The sequence below is a fragment of the Streptomyces sp. NPDC127190 genome (genome assembly GCF_042672505.1).
Lineage (GTDB): Bacteria > Actinomycetota > Actinomycetes > Streptomycetales > Streptomycetaceae > Streptomyces.
Genome location: NZ_JBHXVE010000019.1, coordinates 127,630 through 144,775, shown reverse-complemented (window position 1 = coordinate 144,775; position 17,146 = coordinate 127,630). Strand labels below are relative to the sequence as shown.

Annotated in this window: 14 protein-coding genes, 1 tRNA gene and 3 pseudogenes; 7 read left to right on the top strand and 11 right to left on the bottom strand. The window is 71.6% G+C overall.

The features are described from left to right. Positions 1-72: 72 nt before the first annotated feature. Positions 73-1,728, bottom strand: a complete 1,656-nt coding sequence (cdgB, locus tag ACFVIU_RS27090; protein WP_385845639.1) for a diguanylate cyclase CdgB — start codon at positions 1,726-1,728, stop codon at positions 73-75. Between the two features lie 388 nt (positions 1,729-2,116). Between cdgB and ACFVIU_RS27085 the strand changes: the two genes are divergently transcribed. From ACFVIU_RS27085 to ACFVIU_RS27075, 3 genes and pseudogenes are all read left to right on the top strand, one after another. Beyond that, on the top strand, positions 2,117-2,689 hold the full coding sequence (locus tag ACFVIU_RS27085; protein WP_385845638.1) for a flavin reductase family protein: 573 nt from the start codon (positions 2,117-2,119) through the stop codon (positions 2,687-2,689). 58 nt (positions 2,690-2,747) lie between these two features. Beyond that, a pseudogene (locus tag ACFVIU_RS27080) lies at positions 2,748-2,864 on the top strand (GNAT family N-acetyltransferase); the annotation flags it as partial. Positions 2,865-3,050: 186 nt separating this feature from the next. Beyond that, positions 3,051-3,392 (top strand): annotated as a pseudogene (locus ACFVIU_RS27075) (GNAT family N-acetyltransferase); the annotation flags it as partial. Between the two features lie 15 nt (positions 3,393-3,407). Here ACFVIU_RS27075 and ACFVIU_RS27070 read toward each other — a convergent pair. Both ACFVIU_RS27070 and arfB read right to left on the bottom strand, forming a co-directional pair. After that, entirely contained in the window at positions 3,408-4,259 is an 852-nt protein-coding gene (locus ACFVIU_RS27070) for a sigma-70 family RNA polymerase sigma factor (protein WP_385845636.1), read from the bottom strand. A 107-nt stretch (positions 4,260-4,366) separates the two neighbouring features. After that, the gene (gene arfB / locus ACFVIU_RS27065) at positions 4,367-4,804 is read right to left on the bottom strand and encodes an alternative ribosome rescue aminoacyl-tRNA hydrolase ArfB (RefSeq protein ID WP_385845635.1); all 438 of its coding nucleotides are present in this window, start codon (positions 4,802-4,804) and stop codon (positions 4,367-4,369) included. A 187-nt stretch (positions 4,805-4,991) separates the two neighbouring features. On the opposite strand from arfB, the gene ACFVIU_RS27060 reads away from it, so the two are divergent. Next, positions 4,992-5,567: a TerD family protein gene (locus tag ACFVIU_RS27060; protein WP_385845634.1), complete on the top strand. Its 576-nt coding sequence runs from the start codon at positions 4,992-4,994 to the stop codon at positions 5,565-5,567. A gap of 154 nt (positions 5,568-5,721) precedes the next feature. On the opposite strand, the gene ACFVIU_RS27055 is transcribed toward ACFVIU_RS27060, so the two are convergent. Continuing rightward, positions 5,722-7,113 (bottom strand): M1 family metallopeptidase, encoded by a 1,392-nt coding sequence (locus tag ACFVIU_RS27055; protein WP_385845633.1) that lies wholly within the window; start codon positions 7,111-7,113, stop codon positions 5,722-5,724. Positions 7,114-7,473: 360 nt separating this feature from the next. Between ACFVIU_RS27055 and ACFVIU_RS27050 the strand changes: the two genes are divergently transcribed. Beyond that, complete coding sequence (locus tag ACFVIU_RS27050) at positions 7,474-7,974, top strand: hypothetical protein (protein ID WP_385845632.1); 501 nt, start codon at positions 7,474-7,476, stop codon at positions 7,972-7,974. Between the two features lie 24 nt (positions 7,975-7,998). Here ACFVIU_RS27050 and ACFVIU_RS27045 read toward each other — a convergent pair whose 3' ends face one another. Continuing rightward, entirely contained in the window at positions 7,999-8,697 is a 699-nt protein-coding gene (locus tag ACFVIU_RS27045; RefSeq protein WP_385845631.1) for a pentapeptide repeat-containing protein, read from the bottom strand. Between the two features lie 230 nt (positions 8,698-8,927). Here ACFVIU_RS27045 and ACFVIU_RS27040 point away from each other — a divergent pair, with 230 nt between their 5' ends. Then, positions 8,928-10,388, top strand: coding sequence for an MFS transporter (locus ACFVIU_RS27040; protein WP_385845695.1), 1,461 nt, complete (start codon positions 8,928-8,930; stop codon positions 10,386-10,388). On the opposite strand, the gene ACFVIU_RS27035 is transcribed toward ACFVIU_RS27040, so the two are convergent. From ACFVIU_RS27035 to ACFVIU_RS27025, 3 genes are all read right to left on the bottom strand, one after another. Further along, a complete protein-coding gene (locus tag ACFVIU_RS27035; protein ID WP_385845630.1) occupies positions 10,377-10,868 on the bottom strand; it encodes a GNAT family N-acetyltransferase in 492 nt (163 codons plus the stop codon). The two genes, ACFVIU_RS27040 and ACFVIU_RS27035, sit on opposite strands and share 12 nt — an antisense overlap. A 117-nt stretch (positions 10,869-10,985) precedes the next feature. Next, complete coding sequence (locus tag ACFVIU_RS27030) at positions 10,986-12,413, bottom strand: NAD(P)/FAD-dependent oxidoreductase (protein ID WP_385845629.1); 1,428 nt, start codon at positions 12,411-12,413, stop codon at positions 10,986-10,988. A 9-nt stretch (positions 12,414-12,422) separates the two neighbouring features. Then, positions 12,423-13,076, bottom strand: coding sequence for a rhomboid-like protein (locus tag ACFVIU_RS27025; protein WP_385845628.1), 654 nt, complete (start codon positions 13,074-13,076; stop codon positions 12,423-12,425). A gap of 97 nt (positions 13,077-13,173) precedes the next feature. On the opposite strand from ACFVIU_RS27025, the pseudogene ACFVIU_RS27020 reads away from it, so the two are divergent. Continuing rightward, a pseudogene (locus ACFVIU_RS27020) lies at positions 13,174-13,629 on the top strand (aminoglycoside phosphotransferase family protein); the annotation flags it as partial. A 34-nt stretch (positions 13,630-13,663) separates the two neighbouring features. Here the strand turns inward: ACFVIU_RS27020 and ACFVIU_RS27015 are convergent. The 3 genes from ACFVIU_RS27015 to ACFVIU_RS27005 all read right to left on the bottom strand — a co-directional run bounded on the left by ACFVIU_RS27015 (position 13,664) and on the right by ACFVIU_RS27005 (position 16,721). Then, a tRNA-Tyr gene (locus ACFVIU_RS27015) sits at positions 13,664-13,735 on the bottom strand. Between the two features lie 152 nt (positions 13,736-13,887). Beyond that, complete coding sequence (fxsT, locus tag ACFVIU_RS27010) at positions 13,888-16,305, bottom strand: FxSxx-COOH system tetratricopeptide repeat protein (RefSeq protein WP_385845626.1); 2,418 nt, start codon at positions 16,303-16,305, stop codon at positions 13,888-13,890. Next, positions 16,302-16,721 (bottom strand): hypothetical protein, encoded by a 420-nt coding sequence (locus ACFVIU_RS27005; protein ID WP_385845625.1) that lies wholly within the window; start codon positions 16,719-16,721, stop codon positions 16,302-16,304. The genes fxsT and ACFVIU_RS27005 overlap by 4 nt, the downstream gene beginning before the upstream one ends. Positions 16,722-17,146 lie beyond the last annotated feature (425 nt).

Genomic DNA, 17,146 nt, shown 5'->3' with positions numbered 1-17,146 from the left:
GAAGGCCGAGCCTACCCGCTCTGAATGAGCCAAACGGATGACTTGGCCCGCTTCAACGCCTTGACCTGGGGCTCACCCGGCGCGTCGGTGTTGTTTGGGACGAGATCGTTTCTCTACGTACATCCGCTCGTCGGCGGACTTCAACACTTCGTCCGCCGTCATCCCGCAGTGCGCCCAGCCGATGCCGAAGCTCGCGCCCACCCGGACCGCCCGGCCCTCGGCCCGGATCGGCTGGATGATCTCGTTGCGCAGCCGTACGGCGAGGTCCTGGGCGTCGGCCCGGCCGAGGCCGTCGGCGAGGATCACGAACTCGTCGCCGCCGAGCCGGGCCACCGTGTCGCCGTCGCGGACGCCCTGGGACAGCCGCCGGGCGACCTCGATGAGGACGGCGTCGCCCGCGTTGTGACCGAACCGGTCGTTGATCGACTTGAAGCCGTCGAGGTCGCAGAAGAGCACCGCGAGACCCTTGGTGCCGTCGTCGCGGCCCTCCTCCGGGGAGGCGGTGTGGACATGGTGGTCGTAGGCGTCGTACGCCTCCGCGCCCGGCCCGAAGTCGAAGCCGTGCCCGGCGGGCCCCTCCAGGGCGGGATGGCCGTAGGCCGCGTCCAGGGAGTCCAGCGCGCCGGCGTGCGCCGGGCGCTGGCAGAGCCGGGCCGACAGCCGGGAGCGCAGCTCGGCGGAGTTCGGCAGGCCGGTCAGCGAGTCGTGGGAGGCGCGGTGGGCGAGCTGGAGCTCGCGGCGCTTGCGCTCCTCTATGTCCTCGACATGGGTGAGCAGGAAGCGGGGGCCGTCGGCGGCGTCCGCGACCACCGAGTTGCGTAGCGAGACCCAGACGTACGTCCCGTCCCGGCGGCCCAGGCGCAGCTCGGCGCGGCCGCCCTCGGCGGAGGTCCGCAGCAGGGTGCCGATGTCCTCGGGGTGCACCAGGTCGGAGAAGGAGTAGCGGCGCATCGCGGAGGCGGGGCGGCCGAGGAGCCGGCACAGGGCGTCGTTGGTGCGCAGGATCCGGCCGTGCTGGTCGCCGCCCATCTCGGCGATGGCCATGCCGGAGGGGGCGTACTCGAAGGCCTGCCGGAAGGATTCCTCGCTCGCGCGCAGCGCCTGCTGCTCGCGCTCCAGGCGGACCAGGGCGCGCTGCATGTTGGAGCGCAGCCGGGCGTTGCTGATCGCGATGGCGGCCTGGAAGGCGTACATCTGGAGGGCCTCGCGGCCCCAGGCGCCGGGCAGCCGGCCGTTGCGCGGCCGGTCGACGGATATGACCCCGAGCAGCTCGCCGCAGGAGCCGCCCTGCACGCCCGGCGTGTACATGGGGGCGAAGAGGCGGTCGGAGGGGTGCCACTCGTCCTCGAAGCGGGGGGCGGGGCCGTCGGTGTACCACTGGGGGACGTCGTCGTCGTCCAGGACCCAGCCCTCGGTGTGCGGTATGAAGACGAGGTCGCCCCAGCGCTCGCCCATCTCCAGCCGCCGGTCCCAGGAGGCGCGGGAGCCGACCCGGCCGGTGATCAGGGCCTCGGCGGCGGAGTTCCCGGAGAACGCGGCGACGACGAGGTCGCCGTCGGGACGCACCAGGTTCACGGCCGCCATCTCGTACCCGAGGGCGTTCACGGCGCCGTCGGCGACCGTCTGCAATGTGTCCGCCAGGCTGCGGGCCGTGTTCATGTCGGCCATGACCTGGTGCAGCTGTCGCAGGGACGCAAGACGGACATACGGCTCCGACTCGGTCTCCATGCTCGCCCTCCCCCCGAGACCTCGCAGCGAATCAAGGGTTGTCTCTCGCGGCTTACCAGCCACTGAATCACAGCGCGCTGCTCACTCGGTACACAGGGTCAACAATTCCTGCCTCTTGTGACTCAAGTCACAGCGGAAGATGAACAATTGAGTGGAGTTTTCTTCGTTTTCCCGATGCGTTTCGTCCGTTTTCCGAAGGCTGAGCGTTTCGCTTCGTCCGGTCGTCGTGCGGTGGTCCTCCGGTGGTCGTGCGGTGGTCCTCCGGTCGTCGTGCGGTGGTCCTCCGGTGATCCTCCGCTGGTCGTCCATGGTCGTCCGGTGGTCCTAGGTCCCGGCTCGGCCGGAGGCCCGATGTGCGGCACCGGCGGCGCGGACTAGCGTCTCCGGCGTGCTGAAGACTCCCTCCCCCCTCACCTCCGCCGCTTCCGGGCATGCTGAGGGGGTGAGCAACGACGAGTTCCGGGCCGCGATGTCCCGGCTGGCCGCGGGCGTGGTCCTGGTCACCGCGCAGGAACCGCCGCTCGACCCGGACGACCCGGACGCGCCGGGCACCGAGGACGTCGGCATGACCGCCACCGCCTTCATGTCCGTCTCCCTCGACCCGCCGCTGGTCATGGTCAGCCTGCGCGACGGGTCCCGCATGGACGACCTGCTCGCCGAGCAGCCGCAGTGGGCGGTGTCGGTCCTCTCCGAGAGCCAGCGGCACATCGCGGGCCGCTTCGCGATGAAGGGCCGCATCAGCGACCGGCTCCTCTTCGAGGACATCCCCTACACCCGTGGCGAGGCCACCGGCGCCCCCCTGGTGGGCGGCGCGCTGGCCACCCTGGAGTGCCGCACCGAACAGCGGGTCCCGGCCGGCGACCACACCCTGGTCATCGGCCGCGTCCTGACCGCCCATGTGCCCAGCGCGGAAGGCGGCCCCCTGCTGTACTTCCGCGGCAGGTACCGCCAGCTGGGCTGAGAGGGCGGCCCGCGGATATTGCGTGGTCGGCGGGCGGGGGCGTGGCTAGCGTGCCCGGATGACACTCCGCCTGGAAGAGATCACGCCCCGGACCTTCGACACCGCCGTCGGCATCCGCGTGCGGCCCGACCAGGAGCACGCCGTCTCACCGGTCGTGCAGTCCCTCGCCGAGGCTTAGGGCCTCTCTTTCGGATCTTGTCGGCGTCGCGAGCCCTGGCACGCACATCTGCTGCGTTGTCGTCACTCGCCGACGCTCCGCGTCGACTCCCTCCTCCGCCTTGCATCTGCACGCACCAGACCCCGCTCGGGTCGGCCGAGAAGGCGCCGGCGCCGCAGCCGACCTGATCCGAAAGAGAGGCCCTACGTCCACCCGGCCGGCGTCGCCTGGCCCCGCCTGATCCTGGACGGGGACCGCGCGGTCGGCTTTCTGATGGCGTTCTTCGACATCGACTGGTACGGCGACGGCAGCGTGCGCCGCTCCGGGCTGCGGCGGCTGAACATCTCGGCGGACGCCCAGGGCCGCGGCTACGGCGCGTTCGCCGTGGAGTCGGTGGCCGCGAAGATCCGCCGCCGGGGCGGCAAGGAGCTGTACGTGACCTGGCACCCCGGCCCGGACGGCCCCGAGGGCTTCTACCTCCGGCTGGGCTTCCGCAGGACCGGGGAGACGAGCGGCGGGCAGACGGTGGGGGTGCTGGAGCTGTGAGGCACCCCCACCGCCTCAGACCTCCTCGATCACCTGCCGGGACAGCCGGGCCGGGTCGGTGACGACATCGATGACCGCGACACGGCCCGCCACGACGGTGAAGGCGAGCGTGCGCTCGGGGCGGCCGTCGGCCAGGACCACCAGCCCGGGGGCGCCGTCGACCAGGGCCGGACGGGCGATCCGGGCGAGGTGCGCGAAGCCCTTCGCGTTCGAGGCGACCGCCGTCGCACCGGCGGTGACGCCGGCCTCGGTGCGGGCGACCACGTCCGGGTCGAGCACCGCCAGCAGACCCTCGAAGTCGCCCTCCCGCGCGGCGGCGAGAAACGCGTCGACCACCTCCCGCTGCCGTACCCGGTCCGTCTCCGGCGCCCCGGCGCCCCGGACCCGGCGCCGCCCCCGGCTGGCCAGCTGGCGCGCCGCGGCCGGACTGCGCCCGAGGGTCTCCCCGATCTCCTCGAAGGGCACCCCGAACAGGTCGTGCAGCACGAACGCCAGCCGCTCGGCGGGCGACAGCGCCTCCAGGACGACCAGCAGGGCGGAACCCACCGAGTCGGCGAGCAGGGCGTCGTGCGCCGGGTCGGGTGCGTCGGAGGGCGCCGGCTGCCAGACGTCCAGGGGCTGCTCGCCCCGGGAGCGGCGGGAGCGGAGCATGTCGAGGCAGACCCGGCCGACCACGGTCGTCAGCCAGCCCCCGAGGTTCTCCACCGCCGCGGTGTCGGAGCGGCTCAGCCGGAACCAGGCCTCCTGCACGGCGTCCTCGGCCTCGGCGGCCGAGCCCAGCATCCGGTGCGCCACGGCCCGCAGCTGCCCCCGGTGCTCCTCGAACCGCTCGGCGAGAAAGTCGTCGTCACTGTGGTGCTCGGTCATGCGCGGGCCTGGCCTCTCGTCCTCGTCCGTCGTCACCCTCGGCGGGCTGCACCCCGCTGACGGATCGGGGGACTCGGATGTGACAGAGCCGTCGGCCGACTACGTCGTTACGTCCAGTCGCGGCCCGAGCGGGCCCGCTTCGTCTCCGCCCGCTGCTTCTTCTCCCGCAGCCGGCGCTCGTTGATCCCGCGCGGGATTCGGGTCGGCTTGCGGGGCTTGGGCGGGGGCGCGGTGGCCTCGGCGAGCAGCGCGGCGAGGCGTACGGCGGCGGTCTCCCGGTTGCGCCACTGGGAGCGGTGCTCGGAGGCGCGCACGGTGACCACTCCGTCGACCAGCCGGCCGGCCAGCCGCCGCAGCGCCCGCTCCTTCCACAGCTCGGGCAGCGCCTGGGTGTTGGCCAGGTCGAAGCGCAGTTCCACCTGGGAGTCGCTGGTGTTGACATGCTGTCCGCCGGGCCCGGACGACCTGGAGAAACGCCACATCAGCTCGGCCTCCGGGAGGGAGACGGAGCCGCGGACGGGATAGGGACCGGACATGCCCTCCATGTTCCCGGCCCGGCCGGGCCCACGTCATCTGGATTTACGTCACCGGTATGCCACAGCCTCGGTAAAAAAGGTAAAGGGATCCGGAACCACGGGGACCCCCCTCGACGTTCTTCCGGGTGACGGTAGCTTCGACCGCACGGATCGAAAGATCACAGGTGCAGGGAACATCAAGGAAGGGACTCCCAACATGGCTGTAAGCCTGTCCAAGGGTGGCAACGTCTCGCTCTCCAAGGAGGCTCCGGGCCTGACCGCCGTCACCGTGGGCCTCGGCTGGGACGTCCGCACCACCACCGGCACGGACTTCGACCTCGACGCCTCCGCCATCGCGGTCAACCCGCAGGGCAAGGTCTACTCGGACGCCCACTTCGTCTTCTTCAACAACAAGCAGACCCCGGACAACACCATCGTCCACACGGGCGACAACCGCACCGGCGAGGGCGCCGGCGACGACGAGTCGATCAACGTCAACCTGGCCGCGCTCCCGGCCGACATCGACAAGGTCGTCTTCCCGGTCTCCATCTACGACGCCGAGAACCGCGGCCAGAACTTCGGCCAGGTCCGCAACGCCTACATCCGCATCGTCAACCAGGCCGGCGGCGCCGAGATCGCGCGCTATGACCTGTCGGAGGACGCCGCCACCGAGACGGCCATGATCTTCGGCGAGCTGTACCGCAACGGCGCGGAGTGGAAGTTCCGCGCGGTGGGCCAGGGTTACGCCTCGGGTCTGGTCGGCATCGCCCAGGACTTCGGCGTCAACGTCTGAGGCACCGTGGCCTGAGACACCGAGGCCTGAGGCACCGTGGCCTGAGACACCGAGGCCTGAGACACCGTGGCCTGAGGCACCGAGGCCTGAGGCGCCAGGGTCTCGGGCACTGTGGCCGGCGGCGCGGACATCCCGGCCCCGCCGCCGGCCGACCTCAGGGGTGGGCCGGCTTGCCGTCCCCGTACAGCCAGTCCTTCCAGATCTCCGCGAAGTCCTTGCCGGGAGCCTTCCGCTGCACGTAGGCCGTGAAGTCGGCGGTGCTCGCGTTGCCGTGGCGGTGGGCCGCGGCCCAGCCCTGGATGATGTCGTAGAAGGTGTCGTCGCCGACCTTCTCCCGGATCTTCTGAAGGACCATCGCGCCGCGTTCGTAGACGGGGCTGTCGGAGATGTGCGCGGCACCGGACGGCCGCGCGGGCGGGTAGGCCCAGATGTCCTTGCGGTCGCCGTGGTAGAGGTCCAGGAAGGTCTTCCGGGTGCTGGGGCCGCCGTGGTCCTCCTGCCACAGCCACTCCGCGTAGGTGGCGAAGCCCTCGTTGAGCCACATGTCCCGCCAGGACTCGGGGGTGACCGAGTTGCCGTACCACTGGTGGGCGAGTTCGTGGACGAGGGTGGTGGTCTCCGGGGCGCCGGGGAAGACGGGGCGGTTCTGGGTCTCCAGGGCGTAGTCGATGTCGTCGGGGCGGTCGACGATCGCGCCGACGGAGGAGAAGGGGTACGGCCCGAAGTTGTACTCCTCCCACTTGATGATCTCGGGGATCTTCGCGAGGACGTCGGCGCTGTCCTCGTCCTGGGTGGGATCGACCGCGGTGATGACGGGCAGTCCGTGCGGGCCGGTGGTGCGGCGGATGTCGAAGTGGCCGACGGCGACCGTGGCGACGTAGCTCGCCATGGGCTGGGCGGTGTGCCAGTGGTAGGAGGTGCGGCCGCCCTTGGTGCGCTGGTCGGCCAACTCCCCGTTGGAGACGGCCTGGAGACCTTGGGGCACGGTGACGGTGATGTCGTAGGTCGCCTTGTCGGAGGGATGGTCGTTGCCGGGGAACCAGGCCATCGAGCCGACGGGTTCGCCGAGGCCGAGGGCGCCGTCGGCGGTGGGCAGCCAGCCCTCCTTGGAGCCGTCCGGGTCGGTGAGGGTGTGCGGGACGCCGGAGTAGCGGACGGTGGTGCTGAAGGTCTCGCCCCGGGTGAGGTCGTCGTGCGGGCGGACGGTGAGTTCCTGGCCGGCCCGGTTGAAGCGGGCCGGCCTGCCCTCGACGGTGACCGAGTCGACGTGCAGCCCGGACAGGTCCAGGTCGAAGGCGGACAGGTCCTGGGTGGCGCGGGCGGTGATGACGGCGGTGCCGGTGAGGTGGTGGCCGTGCGGGGTGTAGTCGAGGGTGAGGTCGTAGTGGCCGACGTCGTAGCCGCCGTTGCCCGCCCTCGGGAAGTACGGGTCGCGCACGCCGGAGCCCCCGGGGGTGCCGTGCACTCCGCCGTCGCACGCGGTGCCGGTGAGGGCGAGGGCGAGCAGGACGGCGGTGGCCGGGACACGGCGCACGGATCTGGACACGTCAGCGATCTTAGAAGAGTGATCCACCGGTCTCGGGGGCGTGATCCAGTGATCTCGGGTACGCCGCCCGGCGGTCTCGGGTGCGTGGTCCGGCGGTCTCGGGTGCGTGGTCCGGCGGCCTCGGGGGTGTGATCCAGTGATCTCGGGTACGCCACCCGACGGCCTCCGGCGCGTGGTCCGGCGGCCTCGGGGGTGTGATCCAGTGATCTCGGGTACGCCGCCCGGCGGCCTCCGGCGCGTGGTCCGGCGGTCTCGGGTACGCCGCCCGGCGGCCTCCGGCGCGTGGTCCGGCGGTCTCGGGTGCGTGGTCCGCGGTCTCGGGTGCGTGGTCGACGGCGGGGGCGTGACACCATCTCATCCGTGCTCGACATCGGCTATGCCCTCTCCAACCGGTTCCCGGACCCGCCGCAGACCGACTACCGCCGCGCGGACGTCCACGCGCTGCGGCACGACCTGTTCTGCGGGGACGTCTATCTCGCGGACACCGAGTCGGACCGGGAGCTGTCCACAGCCTGGGGATGGGTGCCGGTGCTGGACTTCGCGTGGGCGCTGTGCGACATCGCCGAACGGCTGGACCGGGACCCGATGGGCTCCCGCGCCGCCCGGCCGCAGCGGGCGGAGCTGGACTTCACCGAGTCCACCGACCGGATGCTCTTCGAGCGCCGCTTCGGCTGGGTCGACATCAGCGCGGACTGGGTGCCGGCCGAGGAGTCCCCGTTGAGCTTCTCCCACACCGACCTGCGCCGCGAGGCACGGGACTTCCTGCACGACCTGATCGCCGACCTCACCGATCTGCACGAGGACCTGGCGGAGAACCCGGCGATCTGGACCCTCCAGGCCCGCTTCCCGAGACTGCCGTAGCCCAGCCCCCGCCGAGCCGGGCGGCTACTCGACCCGGAGTCCCAGGGCCACCGCCAGCGCCGGTGCCAGGTCCAGCAGCTGGGCCGTGCTGATCACTGCGCCGGACATCCGGTCCAGGCCCCGGGTGATCTCCAGCGGAGCGGCACCGCGCAGATCCACGTCCGTCAGGGTCGCGGCGGAGAAGTCGGCGCCCTTCAGAGCACAGTTCACGAACTCGACCCGCTCCAGACGGGCACCGCCGAAGTCCGGCTCGACCAGGACGCAGGAGTCGAAGACGACGTCTCTGAGCCGGGCCATGCGCAGGTTCAGATAGTCGATCTTGCCTCCGTGGACCACGACCCGCTCCAGGGTGGCGCCGTGCAGCTGGGTGCCGCCGAGGCGGGGGTCGGTCAGCTCGACATCGCGGAGCGTCGCCTCGGCGAGGTCCGTGCCGACCCCGCGCGGCCCGGTGAGGACCGTGTCGAGGATGCGGGCGTGGCGCAGCCGGGTCTCGTCCAGCACACAGCCGGTGAGCGCGCAGTCCATGAACCGGGCGCCGCCGCCGTCCTGCCCGGCCAGCTCGGCGTCCCGGAACTCCAGCCCGTCGTAGTCCCCGTCGGGCGACAGCTCGACGCCGGCCCAGGGCACGAGCGACGGCAGCCGCACCTCCGGCCGCCGCGCGCCCTTGACCTTGGGCCTGCCCGCGCCCGCCCCGTCCCTCGCGTCCACCGCTCTCCTCGCCATGCCCCCATGCTGCACCCCGCCACTGACAACGCCCGGCGCCCCTGTCCGCGCCCTGGGCCATCGCCCCCACCCGACCGGATGCGTTACCTCCCGATTCATGATGTTCTGTCGAGGTGAGTATCGGCCGAACGGGTGAAGCCGGAGCGGGCGAAGCAGCCGGAGCGGGCGAAGCAGCCGGAGCGGGCGGAGCAGGCGGGGCGGCCGGAGCGGGCGGCACCGCCGCACAGGGCGTGGACCCGCACCGCTGGTGGGGCCTGGTGGTGATCGCGCTCGCCCAGCTGATGATCGTCCTCGATGCGACGATCATGAACATCGCGCTGCCCTCCGCCCAGCACTCCCTGCACATGTCGGACGGCAACCGGCAGTGGGTGATCACCGCCTACACCCTCGCCTTCGGCGGGCTCCTGCTGCTCGGCGGCCGGATCGCCGACCTCGTCGGCCGCAAGCGCACCTTCGTCATCGGGCTGATCGGCTTCGCCGCCGCCTCCGCGCTCGGCGGCGCGTCCACCAGCTCCGGCATGCTGTTCGGCGCCCGCGCCCTCCAGGGCGTCTTCGCCGCCCTGCTCGCGCCCTCCGCGCTCTCCCTGCTGACCACGACCTTCACCGACCCGCTCGAACGCGGCAAGGCCTTCGGCATCTACGGCGCGCTCGCCGGCAGCGGCTCGGCGATCGGCTTCATCGTGGGCGGCCTGCTCACCCAGTACCTGAACTGGCGCTGGTGCCTGTACGTCAACGTGCCCATCGCCGTACTCGCGGTCTTCGGCGCGTTCGCGCTGCTGCACGACCGGCCCGGCCATCGCGAGGCGCGACTGGACGTGCCCGGTGCGCTGCTCGGCTGCGGCGGACTGGTGGCGATCGTCTACGGCTTCAGCGAGGCCGAGCCGCGCGGCTGGACGGACCCCCTGGTCCTCGCCCTGTTCGCGAGCGGACTGCTGCTGCTCGGCGTCTTCGTCTGGTGGCAGGCCCGCGCCCCGAGCCCGCTGCTGCCGCTGCACATCGTCAGGGACCGCAACCGCGCCGGCTGCTTCCTGACCATGATGCTCGCGGTGATCGGCATGTTCGGGCTGTTCCTGTTCATGACGTACTACTTGCAGACCATCCTCGGCTACTCACCGGTCAAGACCGGTCTCGCCTATCTGCCCCTCACCGCCGCCATCATCACCGGCTCCACGCAGATCTCCGCCCGGCTGCTGCCCCATGTGGCGCCGCGCATGCTCATGACCCCCGGCATGGTCCTCGGCGCGAGCGGCATGATGCTGCTCACCCGGATCACGGTCCACTCCTCCTACCCCACCGAGATCCTGCCCGCCCTCGTCCTCATGGGCCTCGGCATGGGCCTGACCTTCATGCCGGTGTTCGCCACCGCCACCGCCGGGGTGGCCCCCCGCGACTCCGGGGTCACCTCCGCGACCGTCAACACCTCCCAGCAGGTGGGCGGCTCGATCGGTACGGCACTGCTCAACACCATCGCCACCACCAGCAGCACGGCGTACATCGCCGCCCGTCTGCGCTCCCCCGCGCAGAAGTCCACCGTCGTCCCGGCCGGCATCGTGCATGGCTACACGGTCGCCATCTGGTGGGCGGCCGGCATCATGCTGCTGGCCGGCCTGGTCGCGGGCCTGATGGTGACGGGCCGGGCACCGAAACACGGCGCCCCGGCCGACACACCGGTACCGGAGTCAGTGGGCTGAGACCGGGGCTCCCCCCAGCGCGGCCAGCGCGCCGTCCGTGAGCCGGTACACCGTCCACTCGTCCTGCGGGCGGGCGCCGAGCGCCTCGTAGAAGCCGATCGCGGGCCGGTTCCAGTTCAGCACCGACCACTCCAGCCGCTCGTAACCGCGCTCCACACAGATCCGCGCCAGCTCGGTCAGCAGCGCCCGCCCGTGACCGCCGCCGCGCGCGCCGGGACGGACGTACAGGTCCTCCAGGTAGATGCCGTGCACCCCGCGCCAGGTGGAGAAGTTCAGGAACCACAGCGCGAAGCCGACCGGTTCGCCGCTCACGTCGTCCACCGCCAGGTGCGCGAACGCGGCCGGCCGCTCCCCGAACAGCGCCTCCCGCAACTGCTCCTCGCTCGCCCGCGCCTCCTCTGCGGCCTTCTCGTACTCGGCCAGCTCACGGATCAGCGCGTGGATGACAGGGACATCGGCGGGGGTCGCGTTGCGAATCATGCGGGGAGGCTAACGGGTGGACGCGGCGCGGCACGATCCGGCGGTACGGCGGACCAGCGGTACGGCGGACCAGCCGACGGCCCCCGCCTGCCGCCCGCCCGCCTGCCGCCCGCCCGCCTACCTCCCGGCCACCCGGTCCGCCACCTTCGCCAGGCGGGACGACCCCGTCCCGGGGCGCAGGCGTTCGCGCTGGTCGGCGGCGCGGTAGGTGGCGTACATCGCCTGCACGCCGAGCCAGCGCAGCGGCTCCGGCTCCCACTTGCGCACCCGGTGGCCGACCCACGGCAGATCCGTCAGCTCGGTCCGGCCGCCCTGCCCGGAGTCCCGCAGCACCAGGTCGCGCAGCGTGCGCGCGGCCAGGTTGGCGGTGGCGACGCCGGATCCGACGTAACCGCCCGCCCAGCCCAGGCCCGTGGTTCGGTCCAGGGTGACGGTCGCGCACCAGTCGCGCGGCACCCCGAGCACGCCCGACCAGGCGTGCTGCACCCGCACCCCGGCCAGCGAGGGGAAGAAGCGGGTGAGGATCTCCTGGAGCGCCTCGATCGTCGCCTCCTGGGTACGGCCGTCGTTGTCGGTGCGCGATCCGAAGCGGTACGGCACTCCGCGCCCGCCGAGCGCGATCCGCCCGTCGGCCGTGCGCTGCGCGTACATGTACGCGTGCGCCATGTCGCCCAGCGTCTCCGCGCCCGCCCAGCCGATCGACGCCCACTGCTCCTCGGTCAGCGGCTCGGTGGCGATCATCGAGGAGTTCATCGGCAGCCAGGTCCGCCGCTGGCCCTTCAGGGAGGCGGTGAAGCCCTCGGTACAGCGCAGCACGTACGGGGCGCGGACGGTGCCGTAGGGGGTGACCGCGTGCTTCGCCCGGATCTCCGTCACCGGCGTCGACTCGTGGATGACCACGCCGAGCCGCTCCACCGCCGCCGCGAGCCCCTTCACCAGCTTCACCGGGTGCAGCCGGGCGCCGTGCGGGGTCCAGCTGGAACCCACCGCGTCCGCGACCCGGATCCGCTCGGCCGTCTCCCGGGCGCCGTACAGCTCCCGGTCCTTCTCGCCGTACGACAGCTCGTGCTCGTGGAACGCCTTCAGCCGGGCCAGCTGCGCCGGGGTCGTCGCCACCTCCAGCACTCCGCCCCGGTGGATGTCGGCGTCGATGCCCTCCGCTCCGGCGACCGTGATCACTTCGGCGACGGTGTCGTTCATCGCCTGTTGCAGCCGTACGGCGGCCTCGTGGCCGTGCAGCACGGCGTACCGGTCGCGGCCCGCGATCCCGTTGTACAGCCAGCCGCCGTTGCGCCCGGCGGCGCCGTACCCGCAGAACTTCTGCTCCAGCACGGTGATCCGCAGGAAGGGCGCGGCCCGCTTCAGGTAGTACGCGGTCCACAGGCCGGTGTACCCGCCGCCCACGATGACGACGTCGGCCGACGCGTCCCCGGACAGCGGCTCCCGCACGGCGGGCAGACCGTCGTCCGCGTACCAGAAGGAGATCCCACCGTTGACGACACCGCCCATGACCCCGCCCATGCCCCTGCTCGCCGAGCTGCTCATGGCCGGACGCTAACCCCTCGGACCGGCCAGTGTCTCCTTCGGATTCCATGTTTTTCCGCGCCCTCTGACCAGCGGATAACAGCCCAGACCGATCAGTGCGGCCAGGAAGTGCCCGAAGTCGGTGAAGGTCGGCCCCTCGGTCAGCGGCAGCCCGAAGACGACCAGCACCACCAGCAGATACGGGTACCGCCAGGGCACCGCGAGCCGGTAGCCGAGCACCGCGATGACCCCGGCCAACGCGTAACTGACCCCGATGTCCAGGGTGTTCACCGCCGAACGCGGGGCGAGGCCCTCCTGGATCGCGACCAGCAGCGCGCCCTCGCTGATCAGCGAGGCCAGCACATGGGCGAGCGCGCACACCGCGAGCCAGCGGGCCGTCCCCAGCCAGCGCTCGGCCGGCGCGTGGAACACCGTGTACAGGAAGGCGTACGGCACCCAGCGCCCGCTGTCGATCCACATCGCGCTCGCCACCAGCACCCGCACGGGGTTGCGGGACAGCTCATGGATGTTGGTCGACCGGTGACGCAGGAACAGCTCCTCGAACTCCGGCGACATGCGGTGCAGGGCGAAGGTCGTGACGAACAGGATCGCCAGCCACACATAGGTCCCGGGAGCACTGCGGACATACCCCCGCACTCGGCTCAGGCCCCGGATGATTCCCATCCCCCGATTCACGCACGCCGGTATCGTCCGCCCCGTGATCGACATCCCGGTCGAGCTGGCCGAAGCACAGGAGAAGTACAACGGCATGGCGGGCCGGCCCTTCCTGGCGGCCCTGCCGGACCTCGCGGCCACCCTCCTGACCCGCTGGCTCCGCCTCACCGGCCCCGAGACCCGCCATCTGATCGCCGACTGCGCCGCCGCCGTGCGCGAGGTCGCCGGGGAACCCGGTGACCGGCTGCTGCACTGGGACCTGCACTACGGAAACGTCCTCGGCGCCGACCGCGCCGACTGGCTCGCCATCGACCCCAAGCCTCTCGCCGGCGACCCCGGCTTCGAACTGCGGCCCGCCCTGGCCGACCGCTTCGACCCGGCCGAGACCCGCTGGCGCTTCGACGCGCTGAGCGACGCCCTCGGCCTGGCCCGGGCGCGCGCCCGGGCCTGGACCCTCGCCCGCTTCCTGCGCAACGCCCTGTGGAACCTCGAGGAGGGTCACCCGATCGAGGACGGGCATCTGGAGATCGCCCGCGACCTCCGCCGCGCGCGGCTCTGCTGAATGCCGGAAGCGCGCGGTATTTCCGTTCCAGAGCCCCCTGTCGGATTCGAACCGACGACCTTCGCTTTACAAGTTCGATCCGTGTCCGTACCGACTTCGCCCCGGCCAGTGGTGCCACGGCCAGACAGAGACGTTGGTGTACGCCTCCGTCCGGCGTCGTTGATGTCAGCCGTGGATGTCAGCGGCCTTCTGATCCGTAGCTCTACAGAGGTCGGTCAACGGAGGTGGTATGGGTCACCGGTCGGCCCTCAGGAGGCGTCATTGGCCATGGTCGGTTGCTGTACTTCGCTGCTGTATAGCTTGGGCGGCCTGGCGAGCACGAGCGAGGTTGTTGCGGCTGGCCAGGGTGTGGGGGTGGGTGTCGCCCAGGACCTGCTCGCGCTGAGCGAGCGTGGCCTCGAACAGGGGGATGGCCCGCCCCAGGTCCCCCGCCGACTCATAGGCGTAGGCGAGGTTGTTGCGACTGGTCAGGGTGTCGGGGTGGGTGCCGCCCAGGACCTGCTCGCGCTGAGCGAGCGTGGCCTCGAACAGGGGGATGGCCCGCCCCAGATCCCCCGCCGACTCATAGGCGTAGGCGAGGTTGTTGCGACTGGTCAGGGTGTGGGGGTGGGTGCCGCCCAGGACCTGCTCGCACTGAGCGAGCGTGGCCTCGTACAGGGGGATGGCCCGCCCCAGATCCCCCGCCGACTCATAGGCGCCGGCGAGGTTGTTGCGACTGATCAGGGTGTCGGGGTGGGTGTCGCCCAGGACCTGCTCGCGCTGAGCGAGCGTGGCCTCGAACAGGGGGATGGCCCGCCCCAGATCCCCCGCCGCCCAGTAGGCGTAGGCAAGGTTGTTGCGGCTGGCCAGGGTATCGGGGTGGGTGCCGCCCAGGACCTGCTCGCACTGAGCGAGAGTGGCCTCGTACAGGGGGATGGCCCGCCCCAGATCCCCCGCCGACTCATAGGCGCCGGCGCGGTTGTTGCGACTGATCAGGGTGTCGGGGTGGGTGTCGCCCAGGACCTGCTCGCGCTGAGCGAGAGTGGCCTCGAACAGGGGGATGGCCCGGCCCAGGTCCCCCGCCGCCCAGTAGGCGTAGGCAAGGTTGTTGCGGCTGGCCAGGGTATCGGGGTGGGTGCCGCCCAGGACCTGCTCGCGCTGAGCGAGAGTGGCCTCGTACAGGGGGATGGCCCGCCCCAGATCCCCCGCCGACTCATAGGCGCCGGCGAGGTTGTTGCGACTGATCAGGGTCTGGGGGTGGGTGTCGCCCAGGACCTGCTCGCGCTGGGCCGCGGCGGCTGTGCGCAGGGGGATGGTGTGGGCGTCGCGCCCTTGGCGGTACAGGTATTCAGCGGCGGCGTGATAGGCGCCCGCCGTTTCGGTCGATGCCGGGCTGTCGGGTGGTGCGGAATCGGCGACGGCAACGACGTGGGGAAGGAGCCGCTCCCACCGTGAGGTGTCGGTGTCATCGTCGGGCAGGGCCTGCTGGATGAGGTGTTCGGCGTCTCGCCGACCGGGTGGGTAGCCGTCGGGGTCGGTGGCGGGTCGGTGGCGCAGGACGGTCTGCACGAGACGGTGGACGCTGACGTCCTGGCGGTCGGCGCTGTAGGGGATCATGTTGTAGGCGTGCAGGGCGCCCAGGGCCTCGCCGAGGGTGAGCGGGTCGGGGAAGAGCGGGGCGAGCAGGGTGCGGGGGATGCCCTCGGGGGCCAGCCAGGCCATGGCGTCGAGGAGCATGACGGCCTGCGGGTCGCGGCGTTCGATGGCGGTCAGAGTGTGGCGCCAGATCCGAGCGATGGTGCGCTCGGGATCGATCCCGCCCGCAGCCGTGTCCATGACCTGCCCCAGCATCTGCCGGTAGTCGGCCAGCGAGGTGCCGGTCTCGAAGAGGTAGGCGCCGGCCTGTTCCAGCGCTAGCGGCAGGTAGCCGAGCTCAGAGGCAAGGGCGGCGGCGTCCTGGCGCTGCTGTGATGTGGGGGTGTGCTCCGGCCCGAGGGCGAGGGTGCACAGCAGGTCCACGGCCGCCTCGGAGTCGAGCAGGCCCAGGGGCATGGTGGGGGCGATGGCGTGCCAGCCGGTCGCGGTGCGGCTGGTGGCCAGGTGATGCCCGTCCGGGAGCGTGCCGAGGTAGTGGCGCAGGTCGGCGGGGTCTTCGACGTTGTCGAACACGAGTAGCCAGCCGGGATGCCATTGCAGCCACAGGATCGCCCACGCCGCCCGCTCCTGCACCCCTGCGGTGGCGGCCCACTGTGGGCACAGCCGCACGGCCAGAGTGGCCAGGTTGGTGACGATCTGCTCGGTGCTCGCGGCGTTGATCCACCACACCAGCGTGTACGTGCGCCGGAAGGTGTGGGCGTAGTGCAGGGCGAGCGTGCTCTTGCCGATCCCGCCCAGTCCATGAATCGCCCGCGTCCCGGGCACCTGGGTGACCGTAGCCTCCCCCTCGGCGGCCAGCAGCCGGCGCAGCTCAGCGAGTTCGTCCTGGCGTCCGACGAATACGCCGGAAGCGGACCCGGGCAGGTTCCCGGCCCCCGGCGGCGCCTCAATCTCCTTGGCCCAGCGCACCGCCTCGGCCGGCAACATCACCACCTGGGCGCCGTCCCCGGTGATCGCCACACCGACACCACCGCCCACCGCCACGGACCGCGGACCCGTCGCCTGCGGACCGCCGTCCCCGGCTACCGCACCGTCTGTCATGGCTGGATCGTTGTGTTGTCCCCGGTGACGGCCGTGGTGATGGTCTTGGCGGCGATCGATCGCTCACCCGACGCCGTCACGTTCACCGTCTCGCCGGAAGCGGGCAGCATCCGGGCCAGCTCGGCCAGCAACTCGGCGTCCTCACGCAGAGCGCGCTTGATCTGCTGGCGCACAGCGGCTGCCGCGTCCGCATCGTCCGGCGCTTCGGCCGCGTCCTGGACCGCGGCCTCCAGCTCCGCCCGGCCCTGCTCGCCACGCCGGCGCCACACCGCTTGCAGGATCCGCCGCCCCAGATTCGCCGTGGCATCCACCGCCGCGCTCTCCGCCCGGGAGAACACCGCCACCCCGTACGCGCTCACCGCAGTCGACAGATACGGCCCCGCCTGCTCCACCAACTGCACAATCTCGGCGCTCACTTGACCCCCCGGGTCTTCATGGCTACAGGTGACCCAGCCTAGGAACACACCCCCCACTCACACAGCCCAAACGCCCAAGCCACTCCGAGCGGTTCCACCGCCGAGCAGCTGAGAGAACCTGGACCGGAGTGACCGATGCCGTAGGCAGGGCTCGCCCTCAGCTTGAGAAGCTGCGAGCTTTTGCAGCCGGTTCGAGCGCTGACCTGAGCGAACATTCACGGCGAGGCCTTGCCGGGCCAGACCGCTTTCACCGTGGTTCCCCGCTGTTCCCCGCTCGATCTGGTGCGGTTGTGGTGCAGGCCGTAGGGAGCCAGAGGTCGTACAGGCGGGACGCGTTGTCAGTGGGCGCGGCTAGGGTCTCAGACGCGCGGCTGGCTCCGAGGTGTCCAGCTCTGTAGAGCAGTTGCATCCCCGGCTCTGTCTGG

Excerpts from the sequence above, each read along its gene's own strand:
- ACFVIU_RS27035 (WP_385845630.1), bottom strand. The coding sequence starts at position 10,868 with ATGATTCGCAACGCGACCCCCGCCGATGTCCCTGTCATCCACGCGCTG.
- cdgB (WP_385845639.1), bottom strand. The coding sequence starts at position 1,728 with ATGGAGACCGAGTCGGAGCCGTATGTCCGTCTTGCGTCCCTGCGACAG.
- ACFVIU_RS27025 (WP_385845628.1), bottom strand. The coding sequence starts at position 13,076 with ATGGGAATCATCCGGGGCCTGAGCCGAGTGCGGGGGTATGTCCGCAGT.
- fxsT (WP_385845626.1), bottom strand. The coding sequence starts at position 16,305 with ATGACAGACGGTGCGGTAGCCGGGGACGGCGGTCCGCAGGCGACGGGT.
- ACFVIU_RS27045 (WP_385845631.1), bottom strand. The coding sequence starts at position 8,697 with ATGGCGAGGAGAGCGGTGGACGCGAGGGACGGGGCGGGCGCGGGCAGG.
- ACFVIU_RS27070 (WP_385845636.1), bottom strand. The coding sequence starts at position 4,259 with ATGACCGAGCACCACAGTGACGACGACTTTCTCGCCGAGCGGTTCGAG.
- ACFVIU_RS27060 (WP_385845634.1), top strand. The coding sequence starts at position 4,992 with ATGGCTGTAAGCCTGTCCAAGGGTGGCAACGTCTCGCTCTCCAAGGAG.
- arfB (WP_385845635.1), bottom strand. The coding sequence starts at position 4,804 with ATGGAGGGCATGTCCGGTCCCTATCCCGTCCGCGGCTCCGTCTCCCTC.
- ACFVIU_RS27030 (WP_385845629.1), bottom strand. The coding sequence starts at position 12,413 with ATGAGCAGCTCGGCGAGCAGGGGCATGGGCGGGGTCATGGGCGGTGTC.